The sequence below is a fragment of the Saccharopolyspora pogona genome, from assembly GCF_014697215.1.
GTDB lineage: Bacteria > Actinomycetota > Actinomycetes > Mycobacteriales > Pseudonocardiaceae > Saccharopolyspora > Saccharopolyspora hattusasensis.
The window spans coordinates 6,605,988-6,621,586 of record NZ_CP031142.1 but is presented as its reverse complement, the minus strand read 5'-3'; the positions used below and the strand labels follow the sequence as shown (position 1 = coordinate 6,621,586).

Here is a 15,599-nt window from a genome sequence, read left to right as displayed (position 1 = left end):
GGCGGTTGGTCTGTCTGGGGCTTCGGCCCGTCCTGATCGGCATCGCCGCAGGTCGCCGGGTGTGGTATCAGGTAGCGGTCAGGGCGCGTTGATGCCGGGTTTCGCGGCGCTCGGCCTTCCGCGGCACCGGGAGGAGGCCGTGCTCATGAGGACTCGTTTCGGGCTGGTGGTCTCGTTGTTCGGCGTCGCCGCGCTGGCGGCTGCCGGACTTGCCACCGGGGCTGCCGCGGCAGGACATTCCTGGGCCGCGGCATCCAGCGCGGCCGTGCATCCCGGGGTGCAGACCGTGACCAACTCCGCGCAGTGCACCGCCAACTTCGTGTTCCAGGGCGGGTCGAAGGTGTACCTCGGGCAGGCCGCGCACTGCGCCGCGAAGGGCGATGCCACTCAGACCAACGGCTGCACCTCGGAGTCGCTGCCCATCGGCACCCACGTCCAGGTCAGCGGGGCGAGCAAGCCCGGGGTGCTCGCCTACAGCTCATGGGTGAGCATGCAGGCGATCAAGGAGAAGGATGCCAACGCCTGCGCCTACAACGATCTCGCGCTGGTCGAACTCGATCCGGCCGACGTCGGGAAGGTCAACCCGAGCATGCCGGTCTGGGGTGGCCCCAACGGCCTGAACACCTCGGGACTGCAGCAGGGCGACGTGGTCGTGACCTACGGCAATTCGAAGCTGCGGGCCGAAGCCAGCGAGCTGAACGCCAAGCAGGGCACGTCCCTGGGCGACAGCGGCGGCGGTTGGAGCCACACCATCCTCACCTCCACGCCGGGCATCCCGGGCGATTCCGGCAGTGCCGTCCTGGATGCCACGGGCCGCGCGGTGGGCGTTCTGTCCACTTTGAACATCACGACCAACATCGGGACCAACAACGCCGGCGACCTCTCCCGCGAACTGGGCTACATGCACGCCCACTCGTCGTTGCGGAACGTCTCCCTGGTGACGGGCACGCAGGACTTCCGCGGCACCACGGCCATGCCGTGACGCTCGACCTGCTCGCGATCCCGGCATCCGACGAAGACGCCAACGGCCGGCAGCGCAGCAGGACCGCGCTGCTGCGGGCGCGCGCAATGGTGAGTTTTGCCTGGTCAGGGACCGTGAACGGTTGTGGGCGCTATGGCACCCGAAACCGCTCACGGGCACTGCGCTGCGCCGATCCAACGCCCTCTGGGATCTTGCGATCGAGATGTGGAAAAGATCAGGCCCTTCATCCCCGGAACTCTCGGCCTCTACCCTGCGTCCTAGGCGTTGCAGGTGATCGGCGGCTGAGAGGTTGCGGACGTGTACATCGAGGAGCAAGGCGCGGGAGACGGCGACATCAAGGTCACCGTCGAGGGCGAGGAGTACACCGCCGAGGCCAACTACGACTTCGATGGCGATGGCATCGACGACACCGTCGCGGTAATGACCGACGACGGCTTCGTCGCCTACATCGACGATGACGCCGACGGTCAGGCCGACGTGATGCAGACGATCAACGCCGACGGCGTGGTGGTCGGGCAGGCCCGCTACGACGCCGGCACCGGCCACTGGACCGGCGAGGCCCCGCAGCAGCACCCCGGCGGCGGCGACCCGCAGGACCAGGAGCACGGCCGGTCGATGGTCATCGACACGCCGCAGGGCGACATGCAGGTCGGCCCGGCCACCGAGGACACCAACCAGGACGGGATCGCCGACACCGCGGTCGTGGAGACCGAAACCGGCGGCACCATGCTGGTCACCGACGTCGACGGCGACGGATCGGCCGACCAGGTGGTGGAGATCAGCCAGACCGGCGATGTGACGATCTCGCACCACACCGGCGACGGCCAGTGGACCGTGGTCGAGCACGGCAAGATTAGCGACGAGGGGCAGTACGCCCCGAACCCCGCGACCGGCGCGACCGACGACGCGGCCTGGACCTTCGATGAAACCGCCCAGCCACACGCGGCCACCGTCGACACCGGGGCGCACGGCGACCAGCAGGGCCAGCGCGGTGGGGGCGCGGCCGGCAAAGCGGACTCCGACGACGCCTGGGTCTGACCTCTAGACCGCAAATCTTTTCCCCGCCCGATGCGCCTGCTCCAGGCCGTCGGGCGGGGTTTTCTTCGCCCGCAGCGCCGAACAACCGCCATTCGGACGACGCCCGCGCGTAACCCGCCGTTCGCGCAACCGTCCGGTTCCCCGGAAATTCTGGGACGCAGCGATCCCCAGGCGGCGAGATTTTCGTCCGGACCACCTCCAAGATCGCTTCTGAATCGATTCCCTTATCGTTCTTGTGAGAGAACGAACAACGCTGATCTCCATTCAGCGGCCATTCCGCCGTTAGCCTCGGTGCATCCCTTTTTAACTTCACCCGGTCTTCGGGGCGGGCGAAGCTTTCCCTGCAAAGGCCGACGACCCCGTCGGCAAATCCGGGCTGTGGCGCCCAGTCAGGAGACACGACGCGATGACCGCATTGACCATCCCAGGTCTCGACAAGGCACCGACCACGCACGAGCGCCTGTTGTCGTGGGTGCGCGAAGTCGCCGAGCTGACCACCCCCGACCAGGTGGTGTGGTGCGACGGTTCGCAGCAGGAATGGCAGCGGATGACCGACCGCCTCGTCGAGGCCGGCACCTTCACCCGCCTGGAGAAGAAGCCGAACTCGTTCTACGCGGCTTCGGACCCCTTGGACGTGGCGCGTGTCGAGGAGCGGACCTTCATCTGCTCCGTCGAGGAGAAAGACGCCGGGGTCACCAACAACTGGATGGACCCCGACGAGATGAAGGCGACCATGACGGAGCTCTACCGGGGCTGCATGCGTGGTCGCACGATGTACGTGATCCCGTTCTGCATGGGACCGCTGGACGCCGAGCCGCCGAAGCTGGGTGTCGAGATCACCGACTCCGAGTACGTCGTGGTGTCGATGCACATCATGACCCGGATGGGCGCGAAGGTCCTGGAGCGGCTGGGCACCGAGGGCGATTTCGTACCCGCGCTGCACTCGGTGGGCGCGCCGCTGGAGCCGGAGCAGCAGGACGTGCCGTGGCCGTGCAACGACATCAAGTACATCACCCACTTCCCCGAGGAGCGGATGATCTGGAGCTTCGGCTCCGGCTACGGCGGCAACGCGCTGCTGGGCAAGAAGTGCTACTCGCTGCGGATCGCCTCGGCGATGGCCCGCGACGAGGGCTGGCTGGCCGAGCACATGCTGATCCTGAAGCTGATCTCGCCGGAGGAGAAGGTCTACTACGTCGCGGCCGCGTTCCCGTCGGCCTGCGGCAAGACCAACCTCGCGATGCTGCAGCCCACCATCCCGGGCTGGCGGGTCGAGACCCTCGGTGACGACATCGCGTGGATGCGATTCGGCGAGGACGGCCGGCTCTACGCGGTGAACCCGGAGGCCGGGTTCTTCGGCGTCGCGCCGGGCACCAACTGGAAGACCAACCCGAACGCGATGCGCACCATCGAGCAGGGCAACTCGCTGTTCACCAACGTGGCCCTCACCGACGACGCCGACGTCTGGTGGGAGGACATGGAGGGCGAGCCGCAGCACCTCACCGACTGGAAGGGCCGCGACTGGACCCCGGACAACGGGGAGAACGCCGCGCACCCGAACTCGCGGTACTGCACGCCGATGTCGCAGTGCCCGATCCTGGCGCCGGAGTGGGACGACCCGAAGGGCGTGCCGATCTCGGCGATCCTCTTCGGCGGTCGCCGCAAGACGACCGTTCCGCTGGTGAACGAGGCCTTCGACTGGCAGCACGGCGTGTTCATGGGCGCCACCCTCTCGTCGGAGAAGACCGCCGCGGCGGCCGGCAAGGTCGGCGATGTGCGGCGCGACCCGATGGCGATGCTGCCGTTCATCGGCTACAACGTCGGCGACTACTTCCAGCACTGGGTGAACGTCGGCAAGTCCGCCGACGCCGCCAAGCTGCCGCGGATCTTCTACGTGAACTGGTTCCGCCGCGGTGAGGACAAGCGCTTCCTGTGGCCCGGCTTCGGGGAGAACTCCCGCGTGCTCAAGTGGATTGTGGACCGGCTGGAGGGCAACGCGGCCGCCGCCGACACCGCGATCGGGCGGGTGCCGACCGCCGACGAGCTGGACCTGAGCGGTCTGGACACGCCGACGGCCGACGTCGACGAGGCGCTGAACGTCGACGTCGAGGAGTGGAAGGCGGAGCTGCCGCTCATCGAGGAGTGGTTCAGCACCATCGGCGACTCGTTGCCGAGCTCCATGCACGATGAGCTGGAGGCCTTGAAACAGCGTCTCGGTCACTGACCGAGCGACCCCCGGACGGGTGGACTTACCGAAGCGACGTGGGAAGCTTCGCGTCCGCCCGTCCGGCGCGGAGCTCCGCCAATATGTGCGCATTCGTGCGGCGTTTCCCCAAGAGAGCTGAAGCTCTTTCGGGGAAACGCCGTTTTCGCTTTCGCCCCCGGTGGATCTACGCAGTCCGAGGGGAGCAGATCCAGGGATTCCAAACGATCAGCAACCCGGCGGACACTGGCAGCGTCCCAGTGACTACCGCCGAAAACGGCGCGCCGATACGAGGGGGTGTGTCATGGCTGATCTGGCCATGTTGGCGTTGTCCCTGATCGCGGTCGCTGCGGTGTTCGTTTCGCTGCGCAGGGAGGACCACGAGGTCGACGAGCAGTCGGAAGCCGGTGAGATCGACCGTATTCACCGGGACACGATTCCGATCCGGAGGAGGCCACAACTGCGATGACTGCAAGGCGTCTCCAAAGGCCCGCGGGCGGCGAGCGGATCAAATCCACTCACCGCCCGCGAGCTTTTCGAGCAGTGCTGCGCCATCCGGGGATCAGCCGAGCGTGCCCGCCAGTCGCTCCAGCGCATCCAGCAGGGTCTCGCCACCGGACGCGAAGCCGCGCGTCGGCTCAGATGTCGGGAGGCCCTCGCAGGTGCACTCGTGCGCGGCGGCCGTGACCGTTTTCTCAGCTACGGAGCGGTGTCCGGTGCCTGCCGTCGGAGACCGAGTCGGGCATCTCGGCGGCGAAGCCGGACATCAGCCGGTACGCCGGTGTGGAGCTTGCCGCCGGTCAGGGCGACGCGTTCGCGCATGCCGACCAGGCCCAACCCGGAGCTCGGCAGCGCGACCGCGTGCGCGCGGGGGCTGCGCCGGTTCGTCACGGTCAAGGTGAGGTCGTCCCCGTCCTCTCTCACCGTGACCTGCACCGCAGCGTGCGGGGCGTGTTTGGCGGCGTTGGTGAGGGCTTCCTGCACCACGCGGTACGTGGTGCGCCCCACGACGGGCGGCACGTCCGGAACGGGATCGGGCATGGTGAGCCGGACGTTCGCGCCCGACCGCACAGCACCGTCTACCAGGTCGGCGATCCCGGTCGTGCTCGCCGCCGCGGGTTCGGCCTCGGCGTCGTGCCGCAGCGCACGGAGCATGTCGTGCAGTTCGGACATCGCGATGGCGCTCGTCGAGCGGATGATCTCGGCCAGCTCGGCGCTTCGCTCGTCGACGGCGTTCGCAGCCAGCGCCTCGGTGTGCCGCGACACGACGCCGATCCGGTGCGCCACGACGTCGTGCATTTCCCGGGCGATCTCGCGCCGTTGCGCACCGACCGCGCGTTCGGCGAGCAGTTCCCGCTCCCGCTCGACCTGCTCCGCGCGTTCCCGGTAGTCGGCCAGGACGCGTTGCCGCCCGAACACCCACAGGCCGAGTAGCAACGGTACCGCCACGGACAACATCACCACGCTCGCCGCGAACCCCACGCGGACCTCGTCCCGCCACGCGGAAGGAAAGCCCCCCATGGCCCTGGCCCTGGCACCCGCGCACGTCCTCGCCGACCCGGCACCGATCATCGCGATGAGCGGGTGGGGGCTGGCCACGCTGCTGCTCTTCGGCTGGCTGGCGCTGTTCGTATGCGCCCTGATCAGCATCCTCCTCTCACCGCACACCGGTGGGATGAAGATCGCGTGGCTCGTGTTCGCCTTCGTGGCCCCGTTCCTGGGCTGCCTGCTGTGGTTCGTCGTGGGCCGGGGTGACGCCTACCGGCGTCGCGCGGTCTGACGACCTGCGCTACGCCAGGCCCGCGTCGTGGGTGATGATCGCGACCTGGGTTCGGTTGACGGCGCCCAGCTTGTTCATGATCCGTCCGATGTGGACCTTGACGGTGGATTGGCTCATGTCCAGGTCGGTCGCGATCTCCGCATTGCTCGAACCCCGGACAACCGCCACCGCCACCTCGCGTTCCCGGGCGGTCAGCTGGTCAACCTTGGACTTCGCGGCGTGCGCGGCGATGCCACCTGCGGAGAACGCGGGGAAACATCGAGCGTCTCAATGGAAATTGCGGACAACGGATCAGTGCTTGATGGCTCCCGCCAGGTTGAAGGCGCCGCCGAGAGTTCGGCCGACAATCAGGTACAGGGCGATCACCGGGGCCGTGTAGAGGATCGAGTACGCCGCCAGCTGGCCGTAGGCGATCAGGCCGCCCTGGCCGAAGAAGGTGAACACGCCGACCGATGCCGGCTGCGCGGCCGGATCCAGCAGCAGGATGAACGGCACGAAGAAGTTTCCCCACGCCGTGAAGAACGTGAAGATCGCGACCACGGCCATGCCGGGCACTATCAGCGGCAGCACGACCGAGCGCAGCGCCTGCATCGCCGACGCGCCGTCCACCCACGCGGCCTCTTCGAGGCTGATCGGGACGCCGTCCATGAAGTTCTTGGTCATCCAGATCGCGATCGGCAACGAGGTGGCGGCCAGGAACAGGGTGGTGCCGAACATCGAGTCGATCAGCTCCAGCTGCACGAACATGCTGTACACCGGCACCATCACCGCGGTCATCGGCAGCCCGGACGCGAACAGCACGATGTACAGGAACGGCCGCCGGAACCGGAGCTGGTAGCGCGACAGCGGATACGCGCACAACACCGCGGCGACCACCGCGATCAGCGCCGCGCCGCCGCTGAGCAGCAGACTGTTCCACAGTGGACGGACGCTGACCTCCCAGCTCAGCACCTGGCCGAAGTTGTCCAGGGTGAACGCGTTCGGCAGCCGCGCCGACAGCGGCGCGTCCACGTCGAACGCGGCCGTGACCAGCCAAAGCAGCGGAGCCAGGAACACCAGGGCGATGACCGCGAGGACAAGGTGGACAACGGTGGACCCCCACCGCCGCGATTTCCATTGAAATCGACGGTCCGATTTCCATTGAAGTTGCGCAGAAGTCACCGAATCCATCACAGCTCCTCCCTCAGGCTCTTCGCGTACACCACCGCGAACAGCCCGCCGATCAGCAGCAGCACCAGGGAGATCGCGGCGCCGTAACCGATCTCGTCGAACTCGAACGCCGAGTCGTACATCAGCAGCGGCAGCGTCTGCGTCTCCGCGCCCGGACCACCGGCGGTCAGCACGTAGATCAGCGTGAACAGCCCGATCGTCTGCAACGTGATCAGCATCAGGTTGGTCAGCACCGAACGCCGGATGATCGGCAGCGTGACGTACCAGAACCGGCGGAACACCCCGGCGCCGTCGACCTCGGCGGCCTCCACCAGATCGGTTGGCACCTCGGACAGCGACGCCTGGTAAACCAGCATCGAGAACGCGGTGCCGCGCCAGACGTTACCCAGGATCACCGCCACCATCGGCGCGCTGTAGAGCCAGTCCTGCGGGTCGAGCCCCAGCCCGGCCAGCAGGTTGTTCAGCGTGCCATCGGTGTTCAGGAACGCGTAGACGGCGAAGGCGGCGACGAGCTCCGGCAGCACCCACGCCGACACCACGACGGTGCCGACCGCGCTGCGCAGCCAGCGGCTGCGGTGCTGCGTCAGCACCGCGATCAGCAGGCCCAGGCAGTTCTGCCCGATGACCGCCGAGCCGACCGTGAAAACCACGGTCAGCCACGCCGAATGCCACAGCGCCGGGTCGGTGAACAGGCGCCGGTAGTTCTCCAGTCCGACGAACTCGGGCGCAGTGGCCGCCGCACCGGTCAGCGCCGCATTGGTGAAGGAGATGTACCCGCTCCACAGGATCGGCCCGGCGACGAACAAGCCGAGCAGCAGCAGCGCGGGCGCCATCGGCACCAGCCACCGCCCGACCCGCGCCGCCATCAGCCTGCCCGGGTGTTCGCCGGCTGCACGATGCGCGAAACCTGCTGCGCCCACTGGTCGGCGACCTCGGCCGGCGGCTTGCCCGCCACCACGTCGAGCACCGACTGCTGGATCTGCTCGGACACCTTCGGATACTCCGGCAGCGCGGGCCGGTAGTGCGTGGTGCCCAGCAGACCGATCCAGAACGGGTTGAGCGGGTTCGCGTCGATCACCCGCGGGTCGGCGGCGGCGTCCGCGCGGGCCGGGAGGTTTCCGCTGGCCGCCGCGTACTCCACGACGTTGTCCTTGGCCATCGCCTGCTTGATGAACTCGAACGCGTCGTCCTGCTTCCGGCTGGACGAGCTGATCGCCAGCGTCCAACCGCCGGAGAGGGTGACCGTGCCCGGCGCCTGCCCGTGCTGGGTGGGCATCGGCGCCGCCGCCATCGTCCGGCTCCAGTCCTGCCAACCGGAATCCACCCAGTTGCCGGAGGCGAAGCTGCCGTCCAGCCGGATCGCGACCTTGCCCTCGCGGGTCAGGTCGTCGCGGAACACCTTGTCGTACTGCGCATCGGCGATCTGCGCCTTGCTCTGCGTCAGGTCCTCCGACAGCGCGGTGGACAGGAAGCCCATCGCATCGGCGAAGCCCTCGCTGGGCGCGATCCACTTCTGCTGCTGCTGGTCGTAGAGGGTGCCGGTTCCGGTGCCGTACAACAGCATTTCGACGGTCTGCATGCTGACCGACTCGCCCTCGGCCTTGCCCAGCGCGAGGTCCAGCGCGATGGCGTCCGGGCGGCGCTGCTTGACCAGCCGGGCGGCGTCGAGGATGTCGTCCCAGGTCCGCGGCCGCCACTCGGCGGGCAGGCCGACCTCGGCGAACAGCTCGCGATAGTACCAGAGGCCGCGGGTGTCGGTGTCCAGCGGAACGCCGTAGGTCTTGCCGTCCTGGGCCTTCCCGGCTTGCTTGGTGGCGTCGATGTACTGGCCCCAGTCCGGCCACTGCGCGAGGCGGCCGTCCAGCGGCGCCAGGTAGCCGGCCGCGACGTCGGAGTTCACGTTGAAGCTGTCTTCGTAGAGCACGTCCGGCGCGGTGGACGGCGAACGCATCCGCAGCTGGAGCTTCGACAGGTACTCGCTCTCCGGCGCGACCACCGGGTCCAGCTTGACCGTCTTGCCCGGGTGCGCCTGCTCGTACTGCTGCCTGACCCGCTGCATCCACTGGTCGACCTGCAGCGTGTTGCCGTACCGGTGGTAGGCGACGCTGATCGTGTTCGGATCGTCCGCGGCGCCGCCGCCGCACGCGGCCAGCGTGACCGCCAACGTAGTGGTGATGAGCACGGACATCGCTTTTCTTCGGCGCATCGCGGTCCTCCCGCCAGCAGTGGTTGCGCCCGACCTGAGATCCGGATCACACTCTGGGCAAGTTAATTCCATTCGATGGAACAAGTCAACGATCTTGCCGTCCCCGGGTGAGGAGCGCCGATGGCGAAAGCGTCCTGGCAGGGCACGAATCTGCCGCGGGTGGGCGGATTCAACCGCGCGGTGGTGCTCGACGCGATCCGCCAGCAAGGTGAAGTCAGCCGCGTCGAACTAGCGCAGCGCACCGGGCTGACCGCGCAGACGATGTCCAACATCGTGCGCGCGCTGATCGACGACGGGCTGGTCACCGAGAACGGGCATGCGCCATCCACCGGCGGCAAGCGCCGGGTGCTGCTGAAGGTGGTGCCGGACGCGTACTCGGCGGTGGGCCTGCACCTCGATCCGGAACGGATCACCGGTGTCCTGCTGGACATGGCCGGCGGGGTGCGGATGCGCAGCCGCCGCCGCGTGCCCGCCGACGCCTCGCCCGCGGCGGTCGGGGCCGCACTGGCCCGCACCTTCCACCAGCTGGTGCGGCGTTCCGGCATCGCCGACGGCCGGGTGCTCGGCGTCGGGCTCGCGGTGCCCGGCCCGCTGGACGCGGCGAACCGCCGGGTGCTGGCGCCACCGAACCTGGCCGGCTGGGCGGAGGTTCCGCTGGCCGACATCGTCGAGGAGCGCGCCGGGCAGCCGGTGGTGATGGACAACGACGCGACGGCGGCGGCGATCGGCGAGCGGTGGGCCGGGCGGGCGGACCGCGCTGGGTCGTTCGTGTACGTCTACCTGGGTTCCGGGGTGGGCATCGGCGTGGTGCTGGACGATCAGGTGCATCGCGGGATCAGCAACAACGCCGGCGAGATCGGCCACGTGCACAGCGGCGGCGGGCGCGAATGCCATTGCGGCAGAAGAGGATGCCTGGAGGCGTACTGCTCGATGCGCGCGATCGTCGCCGACTGGCGGGCTGCGAGCCGGGCGGAGCCCGACGGGGAACCGGCCGCGGCGGCGTACGAGCGGCTGTGCCGACTGGCGGCGGAGGGCGATACCACGGCCGGTCGGGTGCTGCGCGTGGCGGCGACCCGGTTGGGCCAGGCGTTGGCGTCGGTGGTGAGCGTGTTGGACGTCGACCGCGTGGTGCTCGGCGGACCCGCGCTGCGGCACGTGGCGGAGCTGGTGCGGACGCGGGTGGCGAAGGTCGTCGAGGCGCAGGTGTGGGCGCCGGAGGTGCGCCCGGTGCGGGTGGAGACTGCGCTGATCGGCGAGGACGCCGGAGCGGTAGGCGCGGCCTCGCTGGTGTTGGACCACGCCTACTCGCCCCGCCTGGCCACCCTCCTCGGCTCCTGATCGACCCCCGGGCTCAGCGGCGGACGACTAGAACTTCTTGAACATGTCGCCATACTGGTTGTCCCAAACCGACTGCTTTTTGGTGCCCGGGTAGCAGTGGTAGCTCACGTCGTTGGAACCGCCGCTGAAGTCGCCCGACACCTGGTAGCGGACACCATCGACGCTCTGCGCCGGATTGGCGCCCTCGTAGATCGATCCGTCCGGGCGCCTGAAGCCGTCGTGGCTGATTTTATCAAGATCCTTGTACGCCGCCTCGTCCTTCCTCGCGGCATCCTGGTAGCGGTCGTTCGCAGCCTTGTACTCGGCGTAGGACTTCTCGCCCGACCGGAGGTCGTGCCAGGCCTGATCCCGCTCCCGCTTCGCCTCGAAGCGAGCGTCGTCGGTGCCCCCGTCCTTGTAGGCCTGCAACTTCTCCTGGCGTTTGAGGTCCGCGATCTCCGCGGCGTTCTTGCCGAAGTAGTCCTTGTGCGCCTGATCGCCGATGTTCTCCGGGAACTTGTTGGCACCCGATGACTTGACGTTCGTGTTGTCCATCCCGGTGATGTTCGTTCTCTGGTGCTTGTTCTGGTGGGCTTCGACCTCGACGTTGTACTTCTTGCCGTTCACGTCGTACGTCCCCACGGGCTTCTGCTCGAGCGCCTTGGTCTCCGGCGGGTCCGTGTTGCTGCCGCCCTGGTTCGAAGGCCCTTGCCCGTTGTTCCCGGTCTCCGGCGTGTTCGGGGCCCCGTGCTTGCGCCCGGTCTTGTCCTTCGACCCCGAGGTGGCCGCCTGCCCCTGCTGGCCCTGCGTGTTCTTCCCGCCGCCCTTCTTCGGCATCAGCCCCAGCGGGTCCTTGGCGCTGTGCGGGTTGCTGACGTAGGCGACGGGGTTCGGGGCCGGGGCGAGTCCCAGCGGGTCCTGGCTGAGGTAACGACCGGTGGCCGGGTTGTAGTAGCGGTAGACGTTGTAGTTCAGACCGGTTTCGAGGTCGGCGTACTGGCCGGGGAACCGCAGCGGCGTGCTGGCGGCGGTCGGCTGCGCGGGCAGTTCCCTGCCCCACAGGCTGTTTCGGCCGTGCCAGGTGAGGATTCCGCTGGGATCGACCAGATCGGTCGTCGTTCCCACCGGGTCGGTGATGACCGAGTGGAACCGCTCCGGCGCACCCGCGCCGCGCTCGAGCTGGGCGACGGGTGCGTCATCGTCCGGATGATGCGCCCAGGTCGTCACCGTGCGGCGGCCGTTGGCATCGGTGTGCACCTGCTCGATCAGCGTCCCGCCGTCCCAGGTGAAGTCGGTCTGCTCGGCCACCGCTGACATGTCGGGAGTGAGTCGCTGCTTGGCGATCCGCCGGCCGACCGGGTCGTACCGGTACCGCCAGACGACGCCCTCCGAGGTCGTCACAGCGACCAGCCGGTCGTAGGAATCCCACGCATAGCGCCAATTCCGGCCAGCGTTGTCGGCGCGGAGGACCAGCCTGCCCTGCGCGTCGTGCTGGAAGGTGACCGCCCCCGCGGCGATCAGGCTGTTGCCCGCATAGCGCCGCGGACCGGTCTCAGCATCGTTGAGGCCGTTCGACGCGACGACGTTCCCCGAACCGTCGTACCGGTAGCTCTCCCGCCGGTCCGGTGCGATGACTTCGACCACCCGGCCGGACGGGTCGATCTGGTAGCGAATGCTCCCGGAGAGCCCGTCGTCGGTACCGATCAGCTTGCCGTCGGGTCGGTAGAGGAACCGTCGCCGCAGCACGTGCTGGCCCGAGCGTCCCGCAACCACCTGCGAGGTGAGCCGCTGCTCGCCGTCGTACGACTGCACCAGGGTCACCGCGCCGTCGACCGAACGGTTGATCTGCTGACCGGCGGCGTCGTAGCCGAAGTTCAGCGAATGCCCGGCGAAGGACAGGCCGGTCGGCCGGCCCGCGGCGTCGTAGTTCCAGGCACTGGCCACCCCGGACGGCGTCTGCCGCCGGATCACGCCGTGTTGGCTGTCGTAGTCGAACGTGACCGACCGGCCGTTGATGGTCTCCGCGGTGATCCGCCCCTGGTCGTCCCGCTCGAACTCGAGGACGGCGTCGTCGTTGGTCGCCCGGATCAGGTGGCCGACGGGTGAAAAGGCGTACTCGGTGACGCCCGAGGGAGCCCGCCACTCGATCAGGTTGCCGAGCGCGTCGTAGACGTATTCGGTCTCCTCGCCCGCACCGTTGACCGAGCGCACGAGCTGTCCCGCCAGGTCGTAGACGTAGCGCAGCACCCGGCCGTCGAAATCGTGTTCCTCGATCACCCTGCCCGCGAGGTCGTAGACGTAGCGCCAGGTCTGGCCCTGCGGATTCGTGACGGAGGTCAGCCTCCGCTCGGTGTCGTAGGTTCGCGTGGTGCGTGCCCCGGTCTGGTCGAGGCTGGCTAGCTCGACCTCGAACGGGCCGTACTCGGTGGCGGTCACTCCGCCCATCTCGTCGGTCTGCGCGATCTGGTTGCCCTCGGGGTCGTAGCCCCACTGCACCCTGTTGCCCAGCGAGTCGACGCGCCAGGAACGACGGCCTTCCACGGTCCAGCCGAGCTGGATCCGCCCGCCAGCCGGCGTCGTCGTCTCCCGGGGGCGTCCGAACAGGTCCAGCAGCCGGGGGTCGGGCTCGTTGAGTTCCGGTTCGGTGGTCTCGGCACGCCCGGATCGGATGCTTTCGACGCTGAGTTGCGGTGCTACGCCCACCTTTCCGCTGAACGGGTCCAACGCCTCGTCGTCGTAGGCACGGGTCCAGGCGCGTTCACCACCCTTCACCTCGATCGATTCGACGGTGCCGTCGTCGGCGAGGTACAGCCGGACGATGCTTCCGTCCGGGCGCGCGATCCACCTCGGCTTGCCCAGGCTGTCGTACTGGTAGTACGTGGTCCGGCCCAGCGGATCGGTCCGGTAGAGCAACCGGTCGTAGCGATCCCACGTCGACAGCGTGGTGTTGCCGAGCGCATCGGACTCCCGCACGAGCTGCTTCGCGTCGTTGAACTCGAACTCTTTGATACCGCCCAGGGAATCGGTGTACCGGGTGATCGACCCGTCGTAGGCGAAGGTGGAGTCGAAGAAGCCCTTGTCGCCCACCGTCCGGACGCAGCGGCCGTGCTCGTCGTAGATGTAGCGGAACCAGAACCCGTTGCGGTCCTGCCACTCCGTCAGCCTGCCCGCGCTGTCGTACTGGAACAACAGCGCCTTGCCCGAGGAGTTGACCACCTCGCTCAGGCGTCCCCGGTCGTCATAGCCGTACCGCATGACCAGCACGTTGAGATCGTTTTCGGGGTCGACCACGCGAACGGCCGTGACCCGTTCCCGAGCGCTGTCGATCTCCACCCGGTACCCGTCGGAATGCCGAATCGCCTTGGGCGGCCCGAACCGGTGGTGCTCAATGTCGATCCGGCGACCGCCGGCGTCCTCGACCGCCAGCAACGGCAGGACCCGGTCGCGCTCGCCCAGCGGACCGAAGTGCAGGATCTCCTCCTGCTGCGGCTTCTCCAGGCTGTAACCGCCGCCGTCCCGCACGCTCAACGGCCACCGCGGTCCTTCGATCGGCAGCACCTCGGAATCCGCTGCCGGCAGTGGGTAGACCAGGATCATGCCGTCCGGGGAGAAGTAGCAGACGTTCTCCGAGTCGACCTCCAACCGCTGGTCCAGCGTCGAGGTCCACGACGGACCGAACCACCGCCCCGCGCGGTACGACGAGATGTACATCCGCTTCAGCACCAGACTCAGCGGGCCTTGGATTTCCAGGTCGATCTCGGTCATCACCACGTGACCGGTGGCCAGGTCGACCGGTTCGGAACCGCCGGTGCAGATGTCCTCCCCCAGAATCGAACGGTCCCTGGGATTGCCCGGCTTGTTGCTGGAGCCGTTCGGCTTGCTGTTCGACGGCATCGTCGGGGAGCTGCCGCCATTGGAATCGCTCGGCTTCGTCGGCGTATCGGGCGCGCTGCTGCCCGGTCCGGCGCTGGATGGCTTGGTCGGCGCCGGACCGCTGTCGGGCGTGGGCTTCGACGTCGAACCGTCGTCGGACGACGGCTTGGTCGAGGCCGGACCGTTGTCCGGGGACTTCGGCCTCGGACCGTCGGCGGACGACGGCTTGGTCGGGGCCGGGCTATTCGGGCCGTCGGCCTTCCCGTCATTGGACTTGATCTTGTTCAGGGCTTTCTTGGCGTCGCCAAAGGAAGTGCCGAGCTTCTTCAGCAACGGCGACAGCGCCTTCATCGCCTTGATCAGCTTGGTGGTGATATCGGCGATCTTGGCCACGGTCTTCGCCACCGTCGTGACCACCTGCGGCACCACCCAGGCCATCGCGATGCCCAGCGTGGCCAGGACCTGCAGCGCCCACGAGATCAGGCGGCCGACGAGTTCAGCGATGATGTCGCGGACGAGGGTTCGAACCGTCGCGACGACCTCGCCCGCGGTGCTGATCCCGCCCGAGGCGCCTTCGGCTGCATTCTGGGCGGCCTCGATGAGCTTCGCCGTGTCCTCGCTGCGCGCCCGGTAAGCATCCGCAGCCTCGCCGGTCCAACCGGCGGTGTCGCTGTTGACCAGGTTGGCCATCTCGGTGTTGATCTCACCCAGTTCGGTGGCGATGTTCTGCCAGGTTTCCGAGTGGGCCTTGATCTCGTCGGCGTCGCCGGTCAGGGCGTCAAGCGCGTCGGACAACGGGCCGATGTGCTCCATGAGCCAGCCGACCCCGGCGGCGAGGATCGAGCCGAAGGGGTCCATCGCCATGCTGACCGCGTCCATCGCTGTGCCCGCCACGCCGAGCACACCGGAAGCCCAGTCACCGCTCTCGATGGCCTGCTTCGTGTCGTTCACCGACTCCAGGATCGGCACACCGCTGAACGCCTGCGTCGAGTCCTGTCGCTCAGCGACCAACGGATTCGTCACTGCATCACTC

At 68.2% G+C, this 15,599-nt stretch carries 12 protein-coding genes; 6 read left to right on the top strand and 6 right to left on the bottom strand.

The window, feature by feature from the left end:
- The first annotated feature begins 145 nt into the window (after positions 1-145).
- The 4 genes from DL519_RS30745 to DL519_RS30730 all read left to right on the top strand — a co-directional run bounded on the left by DL519_RS30745 (position 146) and on the right by DL519_RS30730 (position 4,689).
- A complete protein-coding gene (locus tag DL519_RS30745) occupies positions 146-982 on the top strand; it encodes a trypsin-like peptidase domain-containing protein (protein ID WP_190819986.1) in 837 nt (278 codons plus the stop codon).
- Positions 983-1,279: 297 nt separating this feature from the next.
- Positions 1,280-2,020, top strand: a complete 741-nt coding sequence (locus tag DL519_RS30740; protein WP_190819984.1) for a DUF6802 family protein — start codon at positions 1,280-1,282, stop codon at positions 2,018-2,020.
- Between the two features lie 406 nt (positions 2,021-2,426).
- A complete protein-coding gene (locus tag DL519_RS30735) occupies positions 2,427-4,241 on the top strand; it encodes a phosphoenolpyruvate carboxykinase (GTP) (protein ID WP_190819982.1) in 1,815 nt (604 codons plus the stop codon).
- A gap of 283 nt (positions 4,242-4,524) precedes the next feature.
- Positions 4,525-4,689, top strand: coding sequence for a hypothetical protein (locus DL519_RS30730; RefSeq protein WP_190819980.1), 165 nt, complete (start codon positions 4,525-4,527; stop codon positions 4,687-4,689).
- Positions 4,690-4,919: 230 nt separating this feature from the next.
- Here the strand turns inward: DL519_RS30730 and DL519_RS30725 are convergent, their stop codons facing one another.
- Entirely contained in the window at positions 4,920-5,702 is a 783-nt protein-coding gene (locus DL519_RS30725) for a sensor histidine kinase (RefSeq protein WP_190819979.1), read from the bottom strand.
- A gap of 37 nt (positions 5,703-5,739) precedes the next feature.
- Between DL519_RS30725 and DL519_RS30720 the strand changes: the two genes are divergently transcribed.
- Complete coding sequence (locus DL519_RS30720) at positions 5,740-6,000, top strand: PLD nuclease N-terminal domain-containing protein (protein WP_190819977.1); 261 nt, start codon at positions 5,740-5,742, stop codon at positions 5,998-6,000.
- A gap of 9 nt (positions 6,001-6,009) precedes the next feature.
- On the opposite strand, the gene DL519_RS30715 is transcribed toward DL519_RS30720, so the two are convergent.
- The 4 genes from DL519_RS30715 to DL519_RS30700 all read right to left on the bottom strand — a co-directional run bounded on the left by DL519_RS30715 (position 6,010) and on the right by DL519_RS30700 (position 9,376).
- Positions 6,010-6,195 carry a response regulator transcription factor gene (locus DL519_RS30715; protein WP_223840389.1) on the bottom strand — a complete coding sequence of 62 codons (186 nt, stop codon included), beginning with the start codon at positions 6,193-6,195 and terminating at the stop codon, positions 6,010-6,012.
- Positions 6,196-6,291: 96 nt separating this feature from the next.
- Positions 6,292-7,170: a carbohydrate ABC transporter permease gene (locus DL519_RS30710; protein ID WP_223839752.1), complete on the bottom strand. Its 879-nt coding sequence runs from the start codon at positions 7,168-7,170 to the stop codon at positions 6,292-6,294.
- Positions 7,170-8,036, bottom strand: coding sequence for a carbohydrate ABC transporter permease (locus DL519_RS30705; protein WP_190819975.1), 867 nt, complete (start codon positions 8,034-8,036; stop codon positions 7,170-7,172). Before DL519_RS30705 ends, DL519_RS30710 begins: the two co-directional genes overlap by 1 nt.
- Positions 8,036-9,376: an extracellular solute-binding protein gene (locus DL519_RS30700; protein WP_223839751.1), complete on the bottom strand. Its 1,341-nt coding sequence runs from the start codon at positions 9,374-9,376 to the stop codon at positions 8,036-8,038. The genes DL519_RS30705 and DL519_RS30700 overlap by 1 nt, the downstream gene beginning before the upstream one ends.
- Positions 9,377-9,496: 120 nt before the next feature.
- On the opposite strand from DL519_RS30700, the gene DL519_RS30695 reads away from it, so the two are divergent.
- Positions 9,497-10,714 carry an ROK family transcriptional regulator gene (locus DL519_RS30695; RefSeq protein ID WP_190819973.1) on the top strand — a complete coding sequence of 406 codons (1,218 nt, stop codon included), beginning with the start codon at positions 9,497-9,499 and terminating at the stop codon, positions 10,712-10,714.
- A 27-nt stretch (positions 10,715-10,741) separates the two neighbouring features.
- On the opposite strand, the gene DL519_RS30690 is transcribed toward DL519_RS30695, so the two are convergent.
- On the bottom strand, positions 10,742-15,589 hold the full coding sequence (locus DL519_RS30690; protein WP_190819971.1) for a DUF6531 domain-containing protein: 4,848 nt from the start codon (positions 15,587-15,589) through the stop codon (positions 10,742-10,744).
- Between the last annotated feature and the right edge of the window lie 10 nt (positions 15,590-15,599).

What these genes read in the sequence shown, in the direction of transcription:
- DL519_RS30695 (WP_190819973.1), top strand. Translation starts at nt 9,497, where the DNA reads ATGGCGAAAGCGTCCTGGCAGGGCACGAATCTGCCGCGGGTGGGCGGA.
- DL519_RS30705 (WP_190819975.1), bottom strand. Translation starts at nt 8,036, where the DNA reads ATGGCGGCGCGGGTCGGGCGGTGGCTGGTGCCGATGGCGCCCGCGCTG.
- DL519_RS30735 (WP_190819982.1), top strand. Translation starts at nt 2,427, where the DNA reads ATGACCGCATTGACCATCCCAGGTCTCGACAAGGCACCGACCACGCAC.
- DL519_RS30720 (WP_190819977.1), top strand. Translation starts at nt 5,740, where the DNA reads ATGGCCCTGGCCCTGGCACCCGCGCACGTCCTCGCCGACCCGGCACCG.
- DL519_RS30730 (WP_190819980.1), top strand. Translation starts at nt 4,525, where the DNA reads ATGGCTGATCTGGCCATGTTGGCGTTGTCCCTGATCGCGGTCGCTGCG.
- DL519_RS30745 (WP_190819986.1), top strand. Translation starts at nt 146, where the DNA reads ATGAGGACTCGTTTCGGGCTGGTGGTCTCGTTGTTCGGCGTCGCCGCG.
- DL519_RS30700 (WP_223839751.1), bottom strand. Translation starts at nt 9,376, where the DNA reads ATGCGCCGAAGAAAAGCGATGTCCGTGCTCATCACCACTACGTTGGCG.
- DL519_RS30710 (WP_223839752.1), bottom strand. Translation starts at nt 7,170, where the DNA reads ATGGATTCGGTGACTTCTGCGCAACTTCAATGGAAATCGGACCGTCGA.